The sequence below is a fragment of the Flammeovirga yaeyamensis genome (genome assembly GCF_018736045.1).
Classification (GTDB): Bacteria; Bacteroidota; Bacteroidia; order Cytophagales; family Flammeovirgaceae; genus Flammeovirga; species Flammeovirga yaeyamensis.
In genome coordinates, this window is sequence record NZ_CP076132.1 from 1,377,206 (window position 1) to 1,398,460 (window position 21,255).

The window sequence follows — 21,255 nt, forward strand, 5'->3', positions numbered from 1 at the left end:
ACGAGGTCAGGAGACCTCTAACGTTTTTCAGTCACCAATGACGCTTCGCTTAACATTGGCGGCAGAGCCGAGATACAATAAGGTATTTACAATAAACAAACAATTTTTTTAATTATGAATAGGTATTTTTTACTGTTGTTCTTGGGCATTTTATGTTCTTGTACAACTAAAAATTCACGATATACTAATTTTCAACCTGGTCAAATTTGGGAAGACAATAACGGTCAACACATCAATGCACATGGTGGTGGAATTTTATACCATAATGATACTTATTATTGGTATGGTGAACATAAAATTGAAGGACACAAAGGCAATACAGCACAAGTGGGAGTCCATGTGTACTCATCAAAAGATTTATACAATTGGGTAGATGAAGGGATTGCTTTAGAAGTAGATACACTTAATGTAGCATCTGACATTGCAAGGGGATGTATTATTGAACGTCCTAAAGTGATTTACAATCAGATGACGAACAAATACATTATGTGGTTCCACTTGGAATTGATAAGTCATGGTTACGATGCCGCTCGATCGGGTGTAGCGATTTCAGATTCTCCAATAGGTCCATTTACTTATTTGAAATCGATGAGACCCAATAAAGGACATTGGCCATTAAATGTGCAAGAATTTCATAAGAAAGCAGTAGCTGATACAGTGAAGTCAGCTTATTGTGGGGGGAAAGAATGTCTGCCTAATCACCCTGACTCTTTAAACCTTTTGGGTAGAGATTTTGAAGGTGGACAAATGGCAAGAGATATGAATCTTTTTGTGGATGATGATGGAAAAGCCTATCATTTATATTCATCAGAAGAAAATAGTACACTGCATATTGCAGAATTAAGTGAGGATTATTTGTCACATACGGGCAACTATGTGAGAGTTTTTCCAAACCGATATATGGAGGCTCCAAGCATTATGAAAACTTCTGGAGGTAAATACTATTTCATTGGATCAGATTGTACAAGTTGGAATCCAAATCCAGCTCGTTCGGCTTCTGCAGATCATATTTTTGGTCCATGGACCGAATTAGGAAATCCAGTTATCGGAACAGAAGATCAAAAAGCGACAACTTTTAAATCACAAAGCACTTATATCTTACCTGTTCAAGGGAAGAAAGATGCTTTCATTTTTATGGCTGATCGTTGGCAACCCAATAATGCTATTGATGGAAGATACATTTGGTTACCTATCCAATTTGATAATGATAGGATAATATTGGAATGGAAAGACCAATGGGATCTAACTGTTTATAATTAAGAATGTCTAATTGATGTATGAATAAAAGAATCAAATATTTTCTGCTTGTCCTACCATTCACTTTTCTATCTTGTATTAATGGTAAAGTGACTACCAACGAACAATCTTCGGAACAGCTACCTAATATTGTTTACATCTTATGTGATGATGCTGGTTGGGGTGATTTAAGCTGTTATGGTCAAAAGAATTTTTCAACACCTAATATTGATGCATTGGCCCAAAGAGGAATGAAATTTACTGATCATTATGCTGGAAGTAGTGTCTGTTCTCCATCAAGAGCAACATTATTTACTGGGTTGCATACTGGGCATGCCCCAATAAGAGGTAATAAAGAAGTATTTCCTGAAGGACAGCATCCTCTTCCTAAAAAAGCTTATACTATTACAAGGTTGTTGAAGGAAAAAGGATATGTAACAGGCATGTTTGGGAAATGGGGGTTGGGTTATCCTCATTCAGAAGGAGCTCCAAATACACAAGGTTTTGACGAGTTCTTTGGATACAATTGTCAGCGTTTGGCACATACTTATTTTCCAATGTATTTAAGACATAATGGCGAAAAAGTACTACTTGATGAAAATTATAATGATGCAAAAAATGAATACGCACACTCTCTTATACATCAAAAAGCTTTAGAGTTTATTGATAAACAAAACGAAGAAACTCCTTTCTTTTTGTATTTACCTTACACAATACCACATGCAGAAATGTTAGTACCTAATGATACAATTTTTGAAAGGTTCAAACAGCAATACACAGGAACCCCTTTTCTCGACAAAAAGAACAGTGATGAAAATTGGAATCAAGAAAAACGATTTATTCATGGTGTTTATGGGGATCAAGAATATCCAAGAGCAGCCTTTGCAACCATGATGACCTATTTGGATCGTTCTGTTGGAGATATAATGAAAAAACTGCAAGATAAAGGATTAGAAGAAAATACCATTGTGATGTTTAGTTCTGATAATGGACCTCATATTGAAGGTGGTGCTGATCCTTATTTCTTTAACTCTTTTGGACCATTTAGAGGGGTTAAAAGAGATCTATACGAAGGAGGTATTCGAGTGCCTATGATTGTAAGTTGGAAAGGAAAAATTAAAGAAGGATCAGAAACAAATCATCCATCTGCGTTTTGGGATGTTTTACCCACTATTGCTGAATTGACAAAAGCCACAATTCCTGAAGGTCATAAAATAGATGGAATATCTTTTTTACCTACATTGTTAGGAAAGGAAAATCAAAAAGAACACAACTATCTGTATTGGGAATTTCATGGAGCAGGAGGTAGAGTGGCAACAAGATTTGACCATTGGAAAAGCGTTCAATACCAATTGAATCAACCTAATATCTCAAAAGTAGAGTTATATGACCTGTCAAAAGACCCCAAGGAGGAAAATAATGTTGCAGACCAATATCCAGAAATCGTAGAAAAAGTAAGGGTTTTTTTTGAAAATGCTAGAACGAAGAATTCGGATTTTAAACTTCCAGGGGAAAACGTTCTTTTAAATTAAAAATGAAAAACAAGAAATGTTAGGGATGGAAGTTAAGAGTGAAGAGTGAAAAACGAAGAGCGAAGAGCAATCAATAACTAGCGCGGGTTTCCTAACCCGTGCCCGCGTCATGAGGAGCGTAAATTCAGAATTCCTAACTCCTAACTCCTAACTCCTAGTTCCTAATAAGCCTATGAGGCACGTAAATTCAGCACCTATTAGTTATTACTTATTACCTATTAATTAAAAACGAGGTCAGGAGACCTCTCAAGTTTTTCAGTCACCAATGAGCTTCGCTTATTATTGGCACCAACAAGACGAGCGTTAACTCAACATTTCACGTTTTTCATTTTTAACTTTTAATTTTTCATTTCAAAGCAAATTCACTCGGTGCTATCCCAAACTTCTTCTTAAATGCATAAGAAAACTTCGCAATCGACTTATATCCAAAAGTTCTGGAGATTTCTGTGACGGTTCTATTCTTAGCTGCTAGAGCGATTTTCGCTTCTTCTAATCGATAATTCTGGTGGAATTTATGGATGGATGTACCAAATACTTTTTGGAAATCACGTCTAAGCTTTGAAACGGAGAATCCATATTTTTCAGCAATTTCTTCTAAGGAAGGAGGCATCTCGAAAGTGCTCAGAATATCATCTTTTATTTTGAATAGTGCTTTGAGGTCTTCTTCATGTACATATTTGTTTTGAAGGACCTTTCTGCTTAGAATACGTTCGTAAAAGATGCCAATAATCTCACTCGATTTCGCAATAATGAAAGCATTTTCTACGGGTATTAGTTTCTTTTGGTGTTTTAAATCAAATAGTTCTTTTAGTAGTAGATTGACCTCAAGCGGGGTATGATCGTAAATCATCCATGTCTTTTCTTTATTGAAAACATCTCCAAAATAGTCTAAGAAATGGGAAAAGTTATTTTCAATGATACTTTTTGATATTCTGATGCCCAACCATTGATGCCATTGATTTTTTCGCATGATAGTTTCAAAAGTCATGGCCGTATCGAAAATTGCCATGCCCTCACTCTTTGATACCTTATTTTCATCAAATGGAAATCCATTGACAAAATCACCCAAAAGAGAAAAACGGTAACAGAGATGTCTATCTTTTTGGTTGTTACCGTTAAAAAGGACATTGTAATCCTCAGAAAACTTAATGGAGTTTAAGGTGATTTCAACCCCTTTTCCTAATTCAATATATCGAATTTCCGCTTTTAATAATTCATGGTTAAGGTTATAAGTTCCTTGCTTACGTTCTCCTCCAAAATTATCGATCAGCTGATCCATTAATTGGAGTATATTGCCTTCTTTAAATTCTAAACGAGGGATATTCATATGATAAAAATAGGAAATGTATAACGAAAAAAGACTACTACCTTATAAAAAGTAGTAGTGCTTATAAACTAATAAATGATTTGATAAGTAGGGGCATTACAAAGTAACACCCCTAAGAAATCGATATGAATTTAATGTCATGTAATTTTGATATCAGGTTTGTAGATTCATAATAAAACAATCAATGACATTTTCTACTAAATTATTTATCAAATTCTTTTTTCATCTCTTCAAGGTCAGTCATGAACTTCTTCATTCTAAACGTATCGTATCCTAAGTTCGAAACGTCTACTTGGAAGCCCATTTGGAAAGGATATCCTTCGATAGTACCTAAGAATTCTTTCACTTTAGCACCAGCAGGAACCATTACCCACATCTGATCTACTAACCAACGGAAGTACATTTCTGATTCGAATTTAGCTGTTTCGAATGGATCCGATCTTAAGTTAGTTACTGTAGGCCATGCTGTACTCTGACGAACTGCTGTACGGAAGTTTCCTTCTAATTGAGTAAATGAAATTTTTAAATCGTCGATACGGATAGCATCGAATTTACCGTTTTGAGCAAAGTAGTAGATCTCATGACGTGGACCTTCTTCTACTTTACCTTCAAAATAAGGCTTGAAGTTGAATCCATCAAAATGAACTCTCCACTCCTTACCATTGGCTTCGAATCCTTTTTTACCATCAGCGACGATATCATTGTAACCTGCAGCCGCAGCTAAAGTAGGCAACCAGTCTTCGTGTGACATGATGTCGTTAATTTCTGTGCCTGGCTCGATAACACCTGGCCATCTCACTACTTGAGGAACTCTCATACCACCTTCGTAAGTTGTACCTTTTTCACCATGGAAAGGAGAAGTACCACCATCAGGCCATGTAAATTTCTCTGCACCGTTATCAGTTGAGTAGATTACAATTGTATTGTCGTCTACACCAAGTTCTTCCAAAAGGTCCAATAAAGTACCCACTTGCTTGTCGTGTTCAGCCATACCGTCAGGGTATAAACCTTTCCCTGTAACACCAATTGATTCTGGCTTTAAACGTGTGTGTAAGTGCATTCTTGAGGAGTTGAACCACACGAAGAAAGGCTCGTCTTTTTCAACAGCGTTTTCAATAAATTCTACAGAAGCAGCTAAGAACTCGTCGTCTACTGTTTCCATACGCTTACGAGTTAATGGACCTGTATCAGAAATACGACCATCAGCATACGTATGAAGCACACCTCTTGGTCCCCATTTCTTTCTGAATTCAGGATCTTTTGGATATGAATCCGACTCTGGCTCTTCTTCTGCATTCAAGTGGTAAAGGTTACCAAAGAACTCGTCGAAACCATGGTTGGTAGGAAGGTGTTTGTCTTGATCACCTAAGTGATTTTTACCAAATTGACCAGTAGTATATCCTTTTTCTTTCAAGACGTCACCAATTGTTGGTGCCCAATCAGGAATACCGTGGTCAGCACCTGGCATACCGATCGTTAAAAGACCTGTACGGAAAGGGTGTTCACCCAAAGCGAAAGCAGAACGACCAGCAGTACAAGATTGCTGTGCATAGTGGTCTGTAAAGATCGCACCTTCGTGAGCAATACGATCGATGTTTGGTGTTCTATAACCCATCATACCTCTGTTGTAGGCAGAAATGTTCCAGAATCCGATATCATCACCCCAAATCACCAAGATATTAGGCTGCTTCTTGTTTGATTTATTTTTCTTCTGAGCAAAAGACCCAAAAGCAATGATTGTAGTAAGTATTAGTAAAGTAACTTTTTTCATTTGATCTACTGTTTGTAAACTAAATACTTCAGAGTTTCTGATAGTATAGAAGTTTAAAACGAAGATCTAGAAGGTGTGATTTTACTTTTGTGTTCAGAGGTTTTACCAAGACGTTCAAAAAGAAAAGCCTTCTGATTTTGTATCAGAAGGCTTATAAATTTGATGAATTTAATTAAGCAGCCATCAAATATTTATTGATATAAGGGTATTTCTCCCTTTCCATAACGAAAACTGTAAACGCTAAAACTTCCGTTAGAACAGCTAAGTAGAAAAGACTTCCACCATCGCCATTCACTTCTATTCCTAAGATGGTTAAGTGCATCATAATTGCACCTCCAATAATACCTAAAGTTAGGACAATTCCCATCCAAGACGTTCTGGGGATTAAAATTAATATACTTGCGACTAATTCCAATATTCCAATTCCCACTCTACCAAAAGGTTCCATACCTACCTGAGTAAAAATGTAAACACTATCTGGATGAGCGGTAAACTTAAATCTTAATGTTTGAACTAATATAATGGCTATTGTAATCTTAAGTACTAAGACGATAATCTTCTTTAATTTTTCCATAGTATTTTAAATTTGGGTTTCTTTTAATATACTACAAATATCCCAAAAGAAGTGTTTACCAACTGTGAACTGCATCACAATTACCATAAAATATTACTCTAATACAGTCCACCAATCGTAATGTTCATCGTTTCGACCCATCTCCACAATTTTTCCAATCTGTGCAGAGAAGACGGTTAGATTTTTCTTTCTAGCTTCATTTACAAAACGTTCAATGGGGTCTTTCCAGGTATGTAAAGCCAAAGTGAAACCTCCCCAATGTACCGCAAAAGCTTTTTGAACTTTAGCATCTAACGCCGCCTGAACGCTTTCTTCAGGGAACATATGTATATGATGCCAATTTTCGTTATACTGACCATTTTCCATAAAGCCCCAATCAAAAGGGCCGAGCTTCTTACCTATTTCTTTAAAGTGAGGGCCGTATCCTCCGTCACCACTCCAATAGATATTATGGTTTTGTGTTTTGATGGCAAAACCACCCCAAAGCGATTTCGCTCTATCCGATAATCCTCTACCAGAAAAATGTCGAGAAGGAGTATAGGTGATGTCCATCCCATGTACATTCACTTTGTCCCACCAATCGACCTCACTAATTAAGCTTTCCTCCACACCCCAAGTAACAAGATGCCTTTTGATGCCTAACCCTACAATATATTGTTTCACCTTACCTTTTAAAAGGTTGATGCTATCCAAGTCCAAATGATCATAATGATCGTGGGTTTGTAATAATATATCGATATCAGGTAATTGGCGGATTACATCTAAACTATCCTTGCTGTATCTTTTCGTATTGATAGGTCCGATGGGAGAAGCATCTTGTCCTAACATAGGATCAATCAGAATATTTTTTCCATTCAACTGAAGCAACATGGCAGAATGTCCATACCAAACACATTTAGGTTGATGAATATTGATATTGTATTCATCCTCATGAAATGGAAGAATGGATATATTCTTTTTAGGTGCTCTTGCTGCTCTATTTGTAAACTGTTTTTTTAATAAGCCAGGAAGGGTTTTCATGTTAATTGACATGGTGGTTTCTTCCTGATTTTCGAACTTACCCTCTTTCCATTGAGGTGACTTTTCTAATTTTTCTTCTTCTTGAAGATCTACAATTCCACCAAACTGAGGACTTAAATAGTTTAATATTTTCATTGATTAAATAGGGTAATTAAAGTGTACTAATCTTTCTGATGTTTCCCATAACGATTTCGCTAAGTGTTCATCTTGTGCATATTTTGTCGCTTTTACCTTTTTAGAAGCATAACCTCTCAGCTCTAGTAAACTAGCAGGCCCAATATAATCTCCACCTTCTATATCTTCACCTAATGCAGCATGTATTGTAGGGATTGCTCCCATAGCAGCAGAGTTGAGAAATGGAGTGCCAATTTTCATCACAATGTTATTAATAAGTGCTGGTGCATACCTTCCTAAATTTGTTAAGGAGGCTCCAGGGTGAGCAATCACCGATGTGACCGAACTTTTTGATTTCTTCAAACGTCTATCCAATTCAAATCCAAACATGACACAAGCTAACTTACTCTGACAGTACGCTTTGAAATTATGATAGTCTTTTTCCCAATTTAAGTTTTTAAAATCAATTTTCCCCTTGCGGTGTGCTAAACTTCCAAGGGCTACTACACGACTATTCTCTGTTTTTTCTAGTATGGGTAAAAGCAAACCTGTTAGTAAAAAATGAGAAAGGTAGTTAACTCCTAACTGACTTTCAAAACCCTCTTCTGTTCGTTGTAAGGGAGGAATCATTAAGCCGGCGTTATTTATCAAATAATCTAAACGATCGTATTTATCTGTAAAATTGATCACAAAATCTCTAACCGATTGTAAACTGTTTAGATCAATTAAAATAACATCTATACGAGCATCAGGAACATCCTTTAGTAATAAATTTCTAGCATGCATTGCTTTTTGCTGACTCCTACAAGCCATCACTATCGTAATATCTTTTTGTATAAGAAAACGAGCTGTTTCTAAGCCCAAACCTATATTGGCACCTGTAATAATAGCGACTTTCCCTTTTTGTGTAGGTAGTTGATTAATGTCAGTAATGTTCATGTGTTATGATGAATGTTGGAAATTGATTCTTTAAAATAAGCATAAAAAAAGTGTTGCCAAAGACAACACCTTAATCTCATTCTATTCATCTAACTATTTTAATAAGATTTTGATGATTGTTCCTTTTCTATCTAAAAAGGATAGAAAAGAGAAATATGGATTAAATCGATCTGAATTATTAAAAGTAATAGGAGAGATTATACTCACTTTACTTTGGTGATGATCGTTTTAAATCGACTTTTATTTCAAGCACTCCTCAAGGAATTTTCTATAATTGATATTCTACTTGGAATAGGGTTAGTGAAAATGTCAAAAATTGAATAGTATGAAGAGAAAGTTGTAACGAATTAAGGTGTCGTAAAATCAATAAATTTCTACGACTAGTTAACATCTTTAAATATAGTCAACTAACTGATGAAAACGCTAAGAATTCTTTACTAAAAATGTAATAATGTGCTTTTTACGTTTATAAAAAATAATTTTAACCTCTGATTTTAGTCATTTTTTTTAGTGAAATATAAATCTAGTTTGCACACGCAATTTTAAAAAAAAATCACAAATTCATAAAACGTAGTTTATTAATATGAAAACTATCGATTCTTATAATTTCGCAGGTAAGAAAGCGGTTGTACGTGTTGACTTGAACGTACCTTTAAACCCAGATTTTTCAGTTCGTGACTTCACTCGTATCAATGCAGTAATTGCTACAGTTAAGAAAATCGTTGCTGACGGTGGTTCTGCTATCTTGATGTCACACATGGGACGTCCAAAAGATGGTTTCGAGGATAAGTTCTCTTTAAAGCATGTTGTTGCTCCATTATCTGAAAAATTAGGTCTTGAAGTAAAATTCGGTGGCGATCCTATCGGTGCTGAAGCTGATGCTATGGCTGCTGACTTGAAGCCAGGCGAAGTGATGTTATTGGATAACTTACGTTTCTACAAAGAAGAAAAGAAAGGTGACGAAGAGTTTGCTAAGAAATTAGCTTCTCGTGGTGATGTTTGGGTAATGGACGCATTCGGTACTGCTCACAGAGCACACGCTTCTACTGCAGTTATCGCTAAGTTCATGGACGAAAAAGTATCTGGTTATGTAATGGGTCGCGAAGTTGAAAACGCGAAGAAAATTACTGATAACCCAGCTCGTCCTTTCACTGCTATCATGGGTGGTGCTAAAGTATCTGACAAAATCTTATTGATCGAGCGTATCATGGAAGTTGCTGATAATATTATTATCGGTGGTGGTATGGCTTATACATTCTTCAAAGCACAAGGTGGTACTATCGGTAACTCTTTATGTGAAGAAGATAAATTAGACTTGGCTTTAGAATTAATCGAAAAAGCAAAAGCTAAAGGTGTGAACCTATTATTGCCTGTAGATTCAGTTTGTGGCGATAAATTCGGTGAGGATGCAGCTGTTGCTTCTTACGATTCTAACGCTATTGCAGACGGTTACATGGGTCTTGATATCGGACCAAAAGCAGCTGAAGAATTCTCTAAAGTAATTAAAGAATCTAAGTCTGTACTTTGGAACGGACCAATGGGTGTTTCTGAGTGGGAAAACTTTGCTAACGGTACTACTACTGTGGCAACTGCTGTTGCTGAAGCAACTGAAGCTGGTGCATTCTCATTAATCGGTGGTGGTGACTCTGCTGCTGCTGTAAACACATTAGGTTTCGGCGATAGAGTATCATACATCTCAACTGGTGGTGGTGCAATGTTGGAATTGATGGAAGGTAAAGTTCTTCCTGGTATTGCAGCTTTAGAAGACTAAGACATAAATTAGTTTATAAATATAAATCCCTGTTTGGTTTGTCCAAACTGGGATTTTTTATTGCATTATATTTTACTAATAAGTAGCTCTAAATAATTTTTAACTACTAAGGATAATGAATCTTTACTGCAGATAGAATAGGAATCTCTAATCGAACATCACTGTCTATCTGAAAACCATGACGCAAATAAAAACCAATTGGCGATTCGTATTTTTTACCATCCAATTTATAATAACGATCATGATCAATTACCCATCCATTCAATGGAGCAAATTGCTTTTTGGCACGTTTTATCAACTCACTACCAATTCCACTTCTCTTGTATTCATTATTTACCAATACAGCAAACCAACGTGCACCTTCACGGTCAAAACTAAAGAACCATCCAATTACCTTATTTGTTGCAGTCTTAACTAGGATATGTTGTTTGTTTTGCAATGGTGCAAAATAATCCCTTAATCCATCTAGATCCTTATAGGCCAATTGCATAGGGTATACACTATTCCATAAATTGAATAAACCTTCTAGTTCAAATTGGTTTAATTGTTCTGTTTGATTATATGATAGTTTAATTTCCTCCATCGACAACATTCGTCTTTTCTAACTTTTTATGTAAATCATTTACTGCCATCAATGCAGCAGATCCATACCATTCTTTTAATTCCATCACTAAACTTTTCGCTTGAATAGCAGGGTCTGTATTGGTTAATGCCTCTGCTTCCTCAATAGACGTCACATTAAAAATATAAATACCTCTTATTTCTCCATCGCCAAAAAAAGGACCTGCCAAAACAAGCTTTCCTTCATCGGCCAATCGGTTTATATTTTTAAGATGTTTAGTTTGTAACTCCAAAGCTTCCTCTTCACTTAAACTTCTATTTGGCCCTTTTTTTAAGAAGGCCATCACATACTTTTTCATGCCGTATTGATCTGCTTCATAGCTTTGTGCTAAGTTTTCGTCGTACCCATCTTTATCAGATGGTTTTGTATTACAGCCAATAAAAATAAGTAATCCGAAAAAGTAAATGATATGTTTCATGATGAAAAGAAGAGTATTAGTAAGAAGTTCTGGAAGTTTATCATTCATTCTAAATAAATAGAATAAATTCATACCTATTGGTTTGCACTAATGGTATAGAACAAAGTTAAAAATTAGAATGCTTAGAAAAAATTAATTTTGTAAAACAAAAGGTTACTTCCTATCTAATGGAAATAACCTTCTTAAATATTTTATCTGAATTTATCAGAAACTATGATTTAATCTTACTTACAATTGAGTCATAATTTTCTTGATTCATTTCTTTATTGAAAAGTTCTAAATTTTTAATAGCGTCATCGAACTTAATAATGTATCCGTTTTGGTGTTTAAACTTTGATTTTTTCATTTTTTTAAGAGTTTGATAAACATACATATATGAAACGATACACATTATTTTTGTTCTTTTTTATCAACATTTGTTAGGAATTGAAAAGAGATCAAAAACATTTTTTGCAATAAATATTACGTAAGAACTAAACTTTTTATCCAATTGATTATATAATGATTGTAAATTAATATATTGCTTACAAAACTATGATGTAAACAACTCGAATACGTTACTACTATTATTTAATTGAACTATTTCAGATGCCAACACCTAACATACTAATTGTTGATGACCACATTTTATTTTCAACGGGTATAGAGCAATTTTTACAAAAAGAACTGAATGCTGTTGTCGTAATTGTAAACAATCCAATAGAAGCATTAGGTATGAGATTAAATGAATTTGATATCATACTGGTCGATATGGATATGCCCGAAATGAAAGGGTATGAATTTATTAATAAAGCAAGATTAAATTATGATGATCAGAAATATCTTATTGTTTCTATGCACAGAAAAAGATCATTAATAAAAAAAGCAATTAATTCTAATGTGAATGGATATATATTAAAAGACGATCACCCTGATAGTTTTATTGAAGCCATAAAGACAATCTTAAATGGCTCGAATTACTTCTCTCCGGGTTTAAAGGACCTAATTGATGATGAGGAAAAGCAACAAATATTATTGTCTCCAAGAGAAGAAGAGGTCTTAAAGTTACAGGCACATGGTAGAAGTATGTCAGAAATTTCTGATGAGCTATTTATAAGTCTAGAAACAGTAAAAACTCACATACGTAACATCAAAATTAAATTAGATCTTGATAATAAAGCAGATGTGATAAAATATGCCATAGATAATCTTTTAGTATAATTTTAAATCCCAAACGGTTATCCCTTACAAAAATGGGAAAAAGTATAGTTGTAAGTTTTATCCTATTTCTATTTATAGTACCAACCTTTGCCTCTAATGTCGTTCTTCTTTCTAGCGATAATGAAACAATAAACTGTACCAAATTTGTAGAGAATTACTCCGATCGATTACCATTTCATGCAGAAGGAGAGGATCCCAATTTTTTAAATGCATGGCAGCAGACATCGTTCGATGGATTATCAAATGGTCCTTTTGATGGAGTACAATGGTATAGACTAAAATTACAAAGTGAACATAGACAGAATAAAGTACTTTACTTTAATTATATACTCGTACCCGAAATCACCGTATGGGTAAAACATATCAATAATAGGGTAGAAAAGTATGAACTGGGCTCAAATTCTTCCTTCTATCATAATCCGGATCAACCTTTAATTAGGGGGTACGATATTCCACTTTATTTTGAGAAAGGAGAAGTAATAGAGGTGATATTCTTTAAAAATGGCTATGGTTGGCCCACTCATACCGATATATTACTTTGTGATACAACCTCTTTTGAACGCGATCAAAAAGAAGCTACTCATTATTTAGTTATTCTGAGAGTACTTGTATTAACAATGCTTACTATTGGGTTAGTCATTGGACTATTAAGTAAAGAAAGAGTGTTTTTATTTTATGCTTTTTCATTCTACAGTGGGATTTTATTTGCAGAGACAGAGTTGGGTAGTTTTATCAAGTATTTCGATAAAGAATGGTTAAACTTTAGTTACTACCTAAGGCATTTCGCTAATTTATTTTATATCATTTCTTTGGTGTACTTCTATAAATACCTCATTCATAATGTTCATTCAGGTTTTGTAAAATTCACCAAATGGTTTACCCCTCTTTGGCTTGGGTATACATTAATTACCGCTTTCATCTTTTTATTGACTAGAAATGAAACTGTCATTTCCATCATTTTTGTTTCTGTAGTACTACTTTCTTGGGTGAGTTTTGGTTGGTGCTTCTACCTTCTTTATCACAGTGTGAAAAGAAAGAGTATGTATGGTAAAATTGCTTTTGGAGTATTAATTACCCGTTTGATAGTCATTGCAGGATTTGTCTCTTTACCAAATCTAGGTGTCATAGAACGATCCACTTTTACAGACTATCTCTACTATATTTTTATTGCCTATGAGTCTGTGCTTTATTTTGTGATGTTATTTATCAAAGTGATTAGCATTTACAATGACAGGATTCGCCTTTTGTCTAAACAGAAAGAACTAGAAAAAGAGTATTCTGATGCCGTCCTCAAAGGTCAAGAATTTGAGAGAAATAGAATCGGCAGAGAGTTACATGATAATGTTGGAGGAAACTTAGCTTTAGTCAATAAATCGGATCATTTAGAAGAAGATGAGGTAAAGGACATCATTTCTTCTACCATAAAAACGGTAAGAGATATGAGTCACGGTTTAATTTCTCCAAGCTTTAATGATGTCGTCAACTTCGAAGATTCTATTTATGATTTGGTAGAGAAAGCTTCTACCGATGAGATGAAGATCTATATAAAGTTTTATCATTGGCCTTATTCTGACAATATAGAGGCACTGAATCATTGCTACCGTATCATTCAAGAATTGCTGCATAATGCCGAAAAACATAGTCAATCTAAATCTGTACACATACAGTGTTTTGGCGATGATGCTACTACCGCTCGAATTATATACGAAGACAATGGAGTGGGTTTTAATGTAGATAAAGTAAAAGATGGTGTAGGTTTAAGTAATATTCGATTTAGAACAAGTGCTGTCGGTGGTACATCAGCGATAGAGTCTTCTAAGTTTGGAACTGTTATTCGCATCGAAAACATCCAATTATCTTCTACCGTTTCTTAACTTCTCTTTTCTGAGTTTCATTCTCTCACGATCGTCCTCTGCTTCATTCATCTCAAATTCATGGGCAACCTCCATCACTTTTTGATTGGTAGTCTTAATAATTTCTTGGAATAAACGAATCTCAGTACCATCCACAATAGTCATCGCGGTTCCAGCATTCCCAGCTCTTGCCGTTCGACCAATTCTATGTGTGTACGTCTCTGCATTTTGAGGCACTTCGTAGTTAATGATTAAAGGTAGTGCTTTAATATCGATACCTCTAGAGGCAATATCTGTAGCAATAAGTAATTTTAGTTTCCCTTCTTTAAAATCAAGTAATGCTTTATTTCTGACAGATTGAGGTTTTCCTCCATGTAAACCCATCACCTCATAATTTTCCTTCTTCAACGTCTTTTCCAGAAAATTCACTCCTTTTTTGGTATTGCAAAAAATCAATATTTGATGATCTAACGCTGATAGGATAGATAGAAACAATCTTTTCTTATTTCTTTGATCAGTATAATACACTTTCTGTTCAATAAAGACTTTTTCTGGTGCGACTTCAATTTTTTGATATTCATTAAAATGATGTTGTAAATAATGATCGACTTCTGAAGATAAAGTGGCACTGAATAAGTATTTCATCGTATTGTCAGGTATAATATCAATAAGTTCTTCCATTTCTTTTCTAAAACCCATTTCGAACATTTTGTCACCTTCGTCTATCACCAAATGGGTGAGGTGTTTAAAATCAATACACTCTTGATGATATAAGTCCATCAAACGACCCATGGTACTGACAATGATATGAGGAGGATTTTCTAACAACCGTTTTTGTTTATCCATATTCACTCCACCAATAATACTCAAAATGCCTATTTTTTTAGCTTCACAGAATTGTAGTGCATTGTTATATACCTGTGTGGCTAATTCTCGAGTAGGAACAATCACTAAAAGTTGATTTGAATCCTTTTGAACTTGAATAAGTTGAAGTAAAGGAAGCAGGTAGGAAAGTGTTTTACCCGATCCTGTGGGAGAGACGCAAAGTAAATTATTTGTTTGATTTATAATTTGAGGAATGACCAATTCTTGAATAGGTGTTGGGGTGTCAAATCCTTTTTGACTTAGCGTATCTAGAAGTATTTGATCTTTAATTAGTAAATCGAACGATTTTGAATTTGGCTGCATCCTGGAACAAATTTTCTTATCAGATTGTTTTTAAAATAGAATTAATTAGAACAATTAAATGACTTTTGATGTCTTTGCTTTAATTGAGTTTTAATTTTATATATTCATAAAAGTAATTAATCCATAGACAATCAAAAATCCAATCCATATACTATAAAAAGAAAAAAGCTGTCGAAAATTTCAACAGCCTTTCTATTATGATGTGTGACTACTTATACAATTTTGAAAGTAAGGCATACGCCTTACGACGTGTTCTTGTTGAACTCTTCATTCTTTGGGAGGAAATTTTCAAAGGATATTGAAAATCTGATGTACATTCATTTATTAATCGATCAAGTTAGTACAAATCAGAACCCGTTGGAATTGATTCAGCAAGAGAGTTTAATCTATTCAAATTAATTTGGATATATAATAGTTGAATTTACTATATAGAATACCTTTAAGTAACATCAATAGATTTTAGTTCATATTATTTTGGGAACTGTAGAATAATATGTACCACATATTTCCCGCAATAAGTTACACAAATCTATGATATTTTTTGAAACAATTACAAATGTTTTTTAGTGAGTTTTGTTATATATAGAATCTTAACTCTTATTTATACTGTCTATAAATTTCAATCGAACGTTATCTTCATCAAACTTTGCCAAACTTTCTATTGTCAAAAAGGGATATATCAAATATAAACTGACATAAAGGAAGACAAAGTGTCAATTCGTCATAAATAGATCAATTGGAATACAATTTGAAAAAATGGCATCAGCGTGTAAACGTATTTTTTGACATGCTATATAAAATTGTACAATAACTAAAAATTATAAACATAATGGCGGCAAAAGGTTCAATTTCGGTAAATACTGAAAATATCTTTCCAATCATCAAGAAGTTTTTATACTCAGACCACGATATCTTCCTTCGTGAGTTAGTAGCCAACGCAGTTGATGCTACTCAAAAGCTTCAAAAATTAGCGTCAATGGGTGAGTACGACCAAGAAATGAGCGACGTAACTATCCAAGTAGACGTAGATAAAGACAACAAAACTATCTCTATCACTGACCGTGGTATCGGTATGACAGAAGAAGAGGTAGAGAAATATATCAACCAAGTGGCCTTCTCAGGTGCTACAGAATTCGTAGAGAAATTCAAAGACATCGACACTTCTACTATCATTGGTAAGTTCGGTCTTGGTTTCTATTCTGCATTTATGGTAGCAGATAATGTAGAGGTGATCACGAAGTCTTACAAAGATGCTCCAGCAGTAAAATGGACTTGCGATGGTTCTACTGAATACGAAATTTCTGAATCAGACAAAGCGGAAAGAGGTACTACTATTGTACTTCACGTAAACGAAGATTCTGAAGAATTTGTTGATGAGTTCAGATTACGTCAAATTCTTAACCGTTACTCTAAATACATGCCTATTCCAATCCAAGTGGGAGAGGACAAGAGAACAGAGAAAGAAGGAGAAGGTGATGACGCTAAAGACGTTGAAATCGTTGAGCCACACATCATCAACAAGTCGGAGCCAATCTGGGCAAAAGACCCTAAGTCATTAACTGACGAGGATTACTTAAACTTCTACAAAGAGTTGTATCCAATGTCAGAAGAGCCAATGTTCTGGATCCACTTGAACGTTGACTTCCCATTCGAATTGACAGGTATTCTTTACTTCCCTAAAGTGAAGGAAGATGTAACACCTCACAAAGATAAAATTCAATTATACTCACGTCAGGTATTCATTACTGATAATGTTGAGGAAATTATGCCAGAATTCTTGCGTTTGATGCACGGTGTAATTGATTCTCCAGACATTCCATTGAACGTTTCTCGTTCGTACTTACAATCTGATGCAAACGTGAAGAAAATTTCTTCATACGTTACGCGTAAAGTAGCTGACAAATTGAATAGCCTTTACAAAAACGATCGTGAGAACTTCGAGAAGAAATGGGAAAGCATCGGTCTTTTCGTAAAATACGGAATGATGACTGACGAGAAGTTCTATGACAAAGCGAAGAAATTCTGTTTATTGGAATCTTTAGACGGTAAGTTATACAACTTCGAAGAGTACAAAGAGCACGTAAAAGCTCTTCAAGTAGACAAGAACAACAAGTCTGTATTCTTGTATGCTTCAGATCAAGGAACTCAAGATTCATACATCCAAGCTGCTCAAAAGAAAGGATACGATGTATTGAAAATGGATACACTAATCGACTCTCACTTTATCAGTAATACAGAGCACAAGTTCGAAGATATTACTATGAAGAGAATTGACTCGGATACTGTAAATAACTTGATCGAAACTGACGAGAAAAACGAGTCAGTTCTTACTGAAGAGGAGTCTAACAAATTGGTAGATATCTTTAAAAGAGCGTTAGGTAACGATAAGTTAGAGCCAAAAGTAGAGGCTATGACTGCAGACGAATTACCTGTCTTGATTACAAAACCAGAGTTTATGCGTCGTATGGAAGAAATGGCAGCTATGCAAGGTGGCATGGGTGCAATGTTCGGCGGCATGGGTGGTGGTGACACGATCACTATCAACGGTAACTCTGAATTTGTATCAAGAATTTTGAAAGAAGAGAAAGAAGAAGAGCAAGACAAATTAGTGAAGCATGCTTATGACTTGGCTAAATTGACTCAAGGCAACTTAAAAGGTGCTGATCTTACTTCATTTATCAATAGATCTTTAGAATTGATTTAATTCATTTTCTAGAATAGATAATCATAGAGGCTATCTCATGTGCAATGAGATAGCCTTTTATTTTCATTAGAATCAGATAATACAATCATTAATAATTAATGAAATAAAATTCACAATTTATGATCGTTTTTTATCTGATTATTAACGATGTCGGGAAATATAACCAATAGATAAGGAAATGTTTATTTCACATTTATTCAAAAATGTACGATATTTGTTATAACGAAATTCACACATTCTACTTACGTATTAATGATCATGAAAAAACTATTCAGTTGGTCAATATTATTGATCGCAACTTTTGTTCTAAGCAGTAATAACTCACCAAATAAAGACAAAGATAAACTATATATTTTCGAAGACTTAAACGGTAATAAAGTTAACCTTAAAGACTACAAAGGAAAATTAGTATATATTGATGTTTGGGCTTCATGGTGTGGTCCATGCTTAAAAGAAATTCCTTCTTTGCAGAAAATCGAAGAAGAATATAAAGATAAAGATATCGTATTCGTAAGCGTTTCTGCTGATCAAAGTAAAGATGCTTGGAAAAAGATGGTAGAAAAAAAGGAATTGCACGGAAATCAATTTCATTTAGGCGGTAATTATGAATTTACTGACAAATTTCAGATTACTGGCATACCAAGATTTATCCTTTTAGGAAAAGATTGTAAAGTGATTGAAGCCAATGCACCCCGTCCATCTGAGGAAGCACTAAAGATGCTTTTCGAAGAACAAGGCATCTAGTACAGTACAAGTACATCCAAAAGACCCACGCCCCACAAAGCGTGGGTCTTTTAGTAAGGTGTCTCGCTTACGCCAGTTAGAAGTCTAAAGAGAAAAAACAAACAAACCATGGTCATCCAAAAACAAATCCGATTAAGATCCTACCCTAGAGGTTACCATATTGTCACAGACGAAGTATTCCAACAAATCCCCGAAATAAGAGGCAAATCTGGTATACTTCAAGTTTTCATCCAACACACTTCTGCATCCTTAACGATTAACGAAAATGCAGATCCAGAAGTACGAGAAGATTTTGAAAGTCACTTTAATGTGGTACATCCAGAAAATGCCCCTTATTATAAGCATACCTACGAAGGATCCGACGATATGCCAGCCCATTTAAAAGCATCGACTTTAGGATCGTCTGTAAGTATTCCAATAGGAAACGGTCGACCATTATTAGGCACATGGCAGGGAATTTACCTAGGTGAACATAGAGATAGAGCTTCGGGTAGAAGTTTGGTCATTACATTTATTGGAGAGTAGATTATTTGGTACTTTTATGGTGTTTTTGCCCATGTTTATAAGCTTTTCTTTCATCAGGAGGCAATTGCCCATAAGTACCAATAACAGCTGTTTCTGCCCCAGATAAAATGGTATGTATAATAAAATGTACGACAGATTTATATTCTACTCTTACAAAATACAGTGGAGCATGTCTACCTCTATTTCCAGGCAGATTTTTATGGTAGACTAAACTATTTGCCGCAAAACCAGTAAGTGATTCTACAAAATTCGATTTACTATCGTTTTTACCAGTAAGTTTTAACTTTAAGTCTTTATAATAGAAATCAAGATTTCCTCTACCAATTTTGTCATTCATCTTTACATTAAAATTGATATCAATGACCTCGCCTTTTTGAAACATAACTCCCATGTTAGGATGGGTGAAAGCATTTAGATGATACAATGAAAATGCAGGGATATGACCTTCTCCAGTTAAAAAATGTTCTGATGCAGAATCGGTCAATAAATCGAATGTCATTTTTGCCTTTTTAGAACCAAATAGCCTGCATTGGAGGTCCATATGAATATCTTTCTCTAGTTCAGTATTAATATTGTTGATGTATAGTTGAAGGTCATCAATCTTTAATATTCCAGGTTGTTTAGCGTTTTTACTTTTCTCTTTATAGATCAATTGAGAATGATTTAGAGCAAAACGATCCAACTTAATATCATATTCGCTTGTACGTAATAAATGATGAGGTAAAGCTTTTACAACTGTAGTGTCCTCCTCATAATTTTTATCCCTATAAATAGTGATTTTGGCTCCGTCCAATATCAACTCATCTAAATTGATTACATTGTGTTTAAAGAGACTATTAGGACTAAAACCATTACCTGATAAAGAGTCCAATACCACAGACATCATGTCCGTTTGTTTCCCCACTCTCTTAAAGAATACCTCGGAAGAAGTCTGAGGCTTTAACTCAAACTTTTGAATAGAAAAGGCACTAGCTTCATTCGAAACCCAAAGGCTATCAAATTTGTACTCATACAACCCACCGTAGGCCTTCATAAAGGTAGGTCCGCAGTTGTAAACCACTTCATCAATATCAATCAGGTTTTCATCAGTTTCTTCCAAGTGAAAATCGATACCATTCAATCTCAGGTTTTGGGTTGTATGGAAAATGTGCTGATGTTTATTCTCCTTAGTCACAAGGTATCCATTAAAAGTCACCTCCTTAATATTAATCGATGAAATACCCACTTTATTCAAACGCTGTCCTAATATGTCAAACTTTGGAATAGGAGAGTGATGATCTTTGGTAGAAGGTTTGTCATCATCCTTTTTCTTCTCTCTGTAGAAATACTGTAAGTTCGGACGAATCAAAGAGAACTCTTTTACTTGTATATTCCCTAGAAGAAGTCCACTATACAAATGACTAAATTCGATATCAAGTGTATCAACGGTGGCATTGACCCAGTTTTCATTTTCTGAATCTACATTCGGTAGAATTGTAATACCTGTAGCTTCTAACTTGCTTTTCTCCCAATGGATTTTAAAATACTGAAAATTTACATAGTAACCATCACCTTTTTTACCAATAGCCACTTCCTTGATGGCATTCATTGCAAAATCCTCTAATTGATGATTGGCATATTGAACTCCAAAATAGCCTAAAATAGGAATACCAATAAGTAAAAGTAATCGGATGTAAAGTTTTCTTTTAGACGCCATTGATGAATTGATGTAACTAAA

General features: G+C 34.7%; 17 protein-coding genes. 8 read left to right on the forward strand and 9 right to left on the reverse strand.

Going from position 1 to position 21,255, the window contains the following annotated elements:
* Positions 1 to 114 precede the first annotated feature (114 nt).
* Both KMW28_RS05275 and KMW28_RS05280 read left to right on the forward strand, forming a co-directional pair.
* Positions 115 to 1,260 (forward strand): glycoside hydrolase family 43 protein, encoded by a 1,146-nt coding sequence (locus KMW28_RS05275; protein ID WP_169664455.1) that lies wholly within the window; start codon positions 115 to 117, stop codon positions 1,258 to 1,260.
* 17 nt (positions 1,261 to 1,277) lie between these two features.
* Positions 1,278 to 2,768, forward strand: coding sequence for an arylsulfatase (locus KMW28_RS05280; protein WP_169664456.1), 1,491 nt, complete (start codon positions 1,278 to 1,280; stop codon positions 2,766 to 2,768).
* Positions 2,769 to 3,114: 346 nt separating this feature from the next.
* Here the strand turns inward: KMW28_RS05280 and KMW28_RS05285 are convergent, their stop codons facing one another.
* From KMW28_RS05285 to KMW28_RS05305, 5 genes are all read right to left on the reverse strand, one after another.
* The gene (locus KMW28_RS05285) at positions 3,115 to 4,095 is read right to left on the reverse strand and encodes a helix-turn-helix transcriptional regulator (protein ID WP_169664457.1); all 981 of its coding nucleotides are present in this window, start codon (positions 4,093 to 4,095) and stop codon (positions 3,115 to 3,117) included.
* A 202-nt stretch (positions 4,096 to 4,297) separates the two neighbouring features.
* Positions 4,298 to 5,866 carry an arylsulfatase gene (locus tag KMW28_RS05290; RefSeq protein ID WP_169664458.1) on the reverse strand — a complete coding sequence of 523 codons (1,569 nt, stop codon included), beginning with the start codon at positions 5,864 to 5,866 and terminating at the stop codon, positions 4,298 to 4,300.
* Positions 5,867 to 6,038: 172 nt separating this feature from the next.
* The gene (locus KMW28_RS05295; protein WP_066209555.1) at positions 6,039 to 6,440 is read right to left on the reverse strand and encodes a DoxX family protein; all 402 of its coding nucleotides are present in this window, start codon (positions 6,438 to 6,440) and stop codon (positions 6,039 to 6,041) included.
* 93 nt (positions 6,441 to 6,533) lie between these two features.
* Positions 6,534 to 7,595 (reverse strand): MBL fold metallo-hydrolase, encoded by a 1,062-nt coding sequence (locus KMW28_RS05300; RefSeq protein ID WP_169664459.1) that lies wholly within the window; start codon positions 7,593 to 7,595, stop codon positions 6,534 to 6,536.
* 3 nt (positions 7,596 to 7,598) lie between these two features.
* Entirely contained in the window at positions 7,599 to 8,513 is a 915-nt protein-coding gene (locus KMW28_RS05305; RefSeq protein WP_169664460.1) for an oxidoreductase, read from the reverse strand.
* 583 nt (positions 8,514 to 9,096) lie between these two features.
* On the opposite strand from KMW28_RS05305, the gene KMW28_RS05310 reads away from it, so the two are divergent.
* A complete protein-coding gene (locus KMW28_RS05310) occupies positions 9,097 to 10,284 on the forward strand; it encodes a phosphoglycerate kinase (RefSeq protein ID WP_066209548.1) in 1,188 nt (395 codons plus the stop codon).
* Positions 10,285 to 10,390: 106 nt separating this feature from the next.
* Here KMW28_RS05310 and KMW28_RS05315 read toward each other — a convergent pair whose 3' ends face one another.
* Both KMW28_RS05315 and KMW28_RS05320 read right to left on the reverse strand, forming a co-directional pair.
* Positions 10,391 to 10,867 carry a GNAT family N-acetyltransferase gene (locus KMW28_RS05315; protein WP_169664461.1) on the reverse strand — a complete coding sequence of 159 codons (477 nt, stop codon included), beginning with the start codon at positions 10,865 to 10,867 and terminating at the stop codon, positions 10,391 to 10,393.
* Complete coding sequence (locus tag KMW28_RS05320) at positions 10,854 to 11,396, reverse strand: YciI family protein (protein WP_240972772.1); 543 nt, start codon at positions 11,394 to 11,396, stop codon at positions 10,854 to 10,856. The genes KMW28_RS05315 and KMW28_RS05320 overlap by 14 nt, the downstream gene beginning before the upstream one ends.
* Before the next feature lie 516 nt (positions 11,397 to 11,912).
* Between KMW28_RS05320 and KMW28_RS05325 the strand changes: the two genes are divergently transcribed.
* Both KMW28_RS05325 and KMW28_RS05330 read left to right on the forward strand, forming a co-directional pair.
* Positions 11,913 to 12,524, forward strand: a complete 612-nt coding sequence (locus KMW28_RS05325; RefSeq protein WP_066209544.1) for a response regulator — start codon at positions 11,913 to 11,915, stop codon at positions 12,522 to 12,524.
* Positions 12,525 to 12,556: 32 nt separating this feature from the next.
* Entirely contained in the window at positions 12,557 to 14,398 is a 1,842-nt protein-coding gene (locus KMW28_RS05330) for an ATP-binding protein (RefSeq protein ID WP_169664462.1), read from the forward strand.
* Here KMW28_RS05330 and KMW28_RS05335 read toward each other — a convergent pair.
* The gene (locus tag KMW28_RS05335; RefSeq protein ID WP_169664463.1) at positions 14,378 to 15,565 is read right to left on the reverse strand and encodes a DEAD/DEAH box helicase; all 1,188 of its coding nucleotides are present in this window, start codon (positions 15,563 to 15,565) and stop codon (positions 14,378 to 14,380) included. The genes KMW28_RS05330 and KMW28_RS05335 overlap by 21 nt on opposite strands.
* 829 nt (positions 15,566 to 16,394) lie before the next feature.
* Here KMW28_RS05335 and htpG point away from each other — a divergent pair.
* From htpG to KMW28_RS05350, 3 genes are all read left to right on the forward strand, one after another.
* Complete coding sequence (htpG, locus tag KMW28_RS05340) at positions 16,395 to 18,269, forward strand: molecular chaperone HtpG (RefSeq protein ID WP_169664464.1); 1,875 nt, start codon at positions 16,395 to 16,397, stop codon at positions 18,267 to 18,269.
* A 258-nt stretch (positions 18,270 to 18,527) separates the two neighbouring features.
* Positions 18,528 to 19,013 carry a TlpA family protein disulfide reductase gene (locus tag KMW28_RS05345; RefSeq protein WP_169664465.1) on the forward strand — a complete coding sequence of 162 codons (486 nt, stop codon included), beginning with the start codon at positions 18,528 to 18,530 and terminating at the stop codon, positions 19,011 to 19,013.
* 108 nt (positions 19,014 to 19,121) lie between these two features.
* Positions 19,122 to 19,538 carry a secondary thiamine-phosphate synthase enzyme YjbQ gene (locus KMW28_RS05350; protein WP_169664466.1) on the forward strand — a complete coding sequence of 139 codons (417 nt, stop codon included), beginning with the start codon at positions 19,122 to 19,124 and terminating at the stop codon, positions 19,536 to 19,538.
* A 1-nt stretch (position 19,539) separates the two neighbouring features.
* On the opposite strand, the gene KMW28_RS05355 is transcribed toward KMW28_RS05350, so the two are convergent.
* Positions 19,540 to 21,234 carry a hypothetical protein gene (locus tag KMW28_RS05355; RefSeq protein WP_169664467.1) on the reverse strand — a complete coding sequence of 565 codons (1,695 nt, stop codon included), beginning with the start codon at positions 21,232 to 21,234 and terminating at the stop codon, positions 19,540 to 19,542.
* Between the last annotated feature and the right edge of the window lie 21 nt (positions 21,235 to 21,255).

What these genes read in the sequence shown, in the direction of transcription:
- KMW28_RS05275 (WP_169664455.1), top strand. Translation starts at nt 115, where the DNA reads ATGAATAGGTATTTTTTACTGTTGTTCTTGGGCATTTTATGTTCTTGT.
- KMW28_RS05280 (WP_169664456.1), top strand. Translation starts at nt 1,278, where the DNA reads ATGAATAAAAGAATCAAATATTTTCTGCTTGTCCTACCATTCACTTTT.
- KMW28_RS05285 (WP_169664457.1), bottom strand. Translation starts at nt 4,095, where the DNA reads ATGAATATCCCTCGTTTAGAATTTAAAGAAGGCAATATACTCCAATTA.
- KMW28_RS05290 (WP_169664458.1), bottom strand. Translation starts at nt 5,866, where the DNA reads ATGAAAAAAGTTACTTTACTAATACTTACTACAATCATTGCTTTTGGG.
- KMW28_RS05295 (WP_066209555.1), bottom strand. Translation starts at nt 6,440, where the DNA reads ATGGAAAAATTAAAGAAGATTATCGTCTTAGTACTTAAGATTACAATA.
- KMW28_RS05300 (WP_169664459.1), bottom strand. Translation starts at nt 7,595, where the DNA reads ATGAAAATATTAAACTATTTAAGTCCTCAGTTTGGTGGAATTGTAGAT.
- KMW28_RS05305 (WP_169664460.1), bottom strand. Translation starts at nt 8,513, where the DNA reads ATGAACATTACTGACATTAATCAACTACCTACACAAAAAGGGAAAGTC.
- KMW28_RS05310 (WP_066209548.1), top strand. Translation starts at nt 9,097, where the DNA reads ATGAAAACTATCGATTCTTATAATTTCGCAGGTAAGAAAGCGGTTGTA.
- KMW28_RS05315 (WP_169664461.1), bottom strand. Translation starts at nt 10,867, where the DNA reads ATGGAGGAAATTAAACTATCATATAATCAAACAGAACAATTAAACCAA.
- KMW28_RS05320 (WP_240972772.1), bottom strand. Translation starts at nt 11,396, where the DNA reads ATGAATTTATTCTATTTATTTAGAATGAATGATAAACTTCCAGAACTT.
- KMW28_RS05325 (WP_066209544.1), top strand. Translation starts at nt 11,913, where the DNA reads ATGCCAACACCTAACATACTAATTGTTGATGACCACATTTTATTTTCA.
- KMW28_RS05330 (WP_169664462.1), top strand. Translation starts at nt 12,557, where the DNA reads ATGGGAAAAAGTATAGTTGTAAGTTTTATCCTATTTCTATTTATAGTA.
- KMW28_RS05335 (WP_169664463.1), bottom strand. Translation starts at nt 15,565, where the DNA reads ATGCAGCCAAATTCAAAATCGTTCGATTTACTAATTAAAGATCAAATA.
- htpG (WP_169664464.1), top strand. Translation starts at nt 16,395, where the DNA reads ATGGCGGCAAAAGGTTCAATTTCGGTAAATACTGAAAATATCTTTCCA.
- KMW28_RS05345 (WP_169664465.1), top strand. Translation starts at nt 18,528, where the DNA reads ATGAAAAAACTATTCAGTTGGTCAATATTATTGATCGCAACTTTTGTT.
- KMW28_RS05350 (WP_169664466.1), top strand. Translation starts at nt 19,122, where the DNA reads ATGGTCATCCAAAAACAAATCCGATTAAGATCCTACCCTAGAGGTTAC.
- KMW28_RS05355 (WP_169664467.1), bottom strand. Translation starts at nt 21,234, where the DNA reads ATGGCGTCTAAAAGAAAACTTTACATCCGATTACTTTTACTTATTGGT.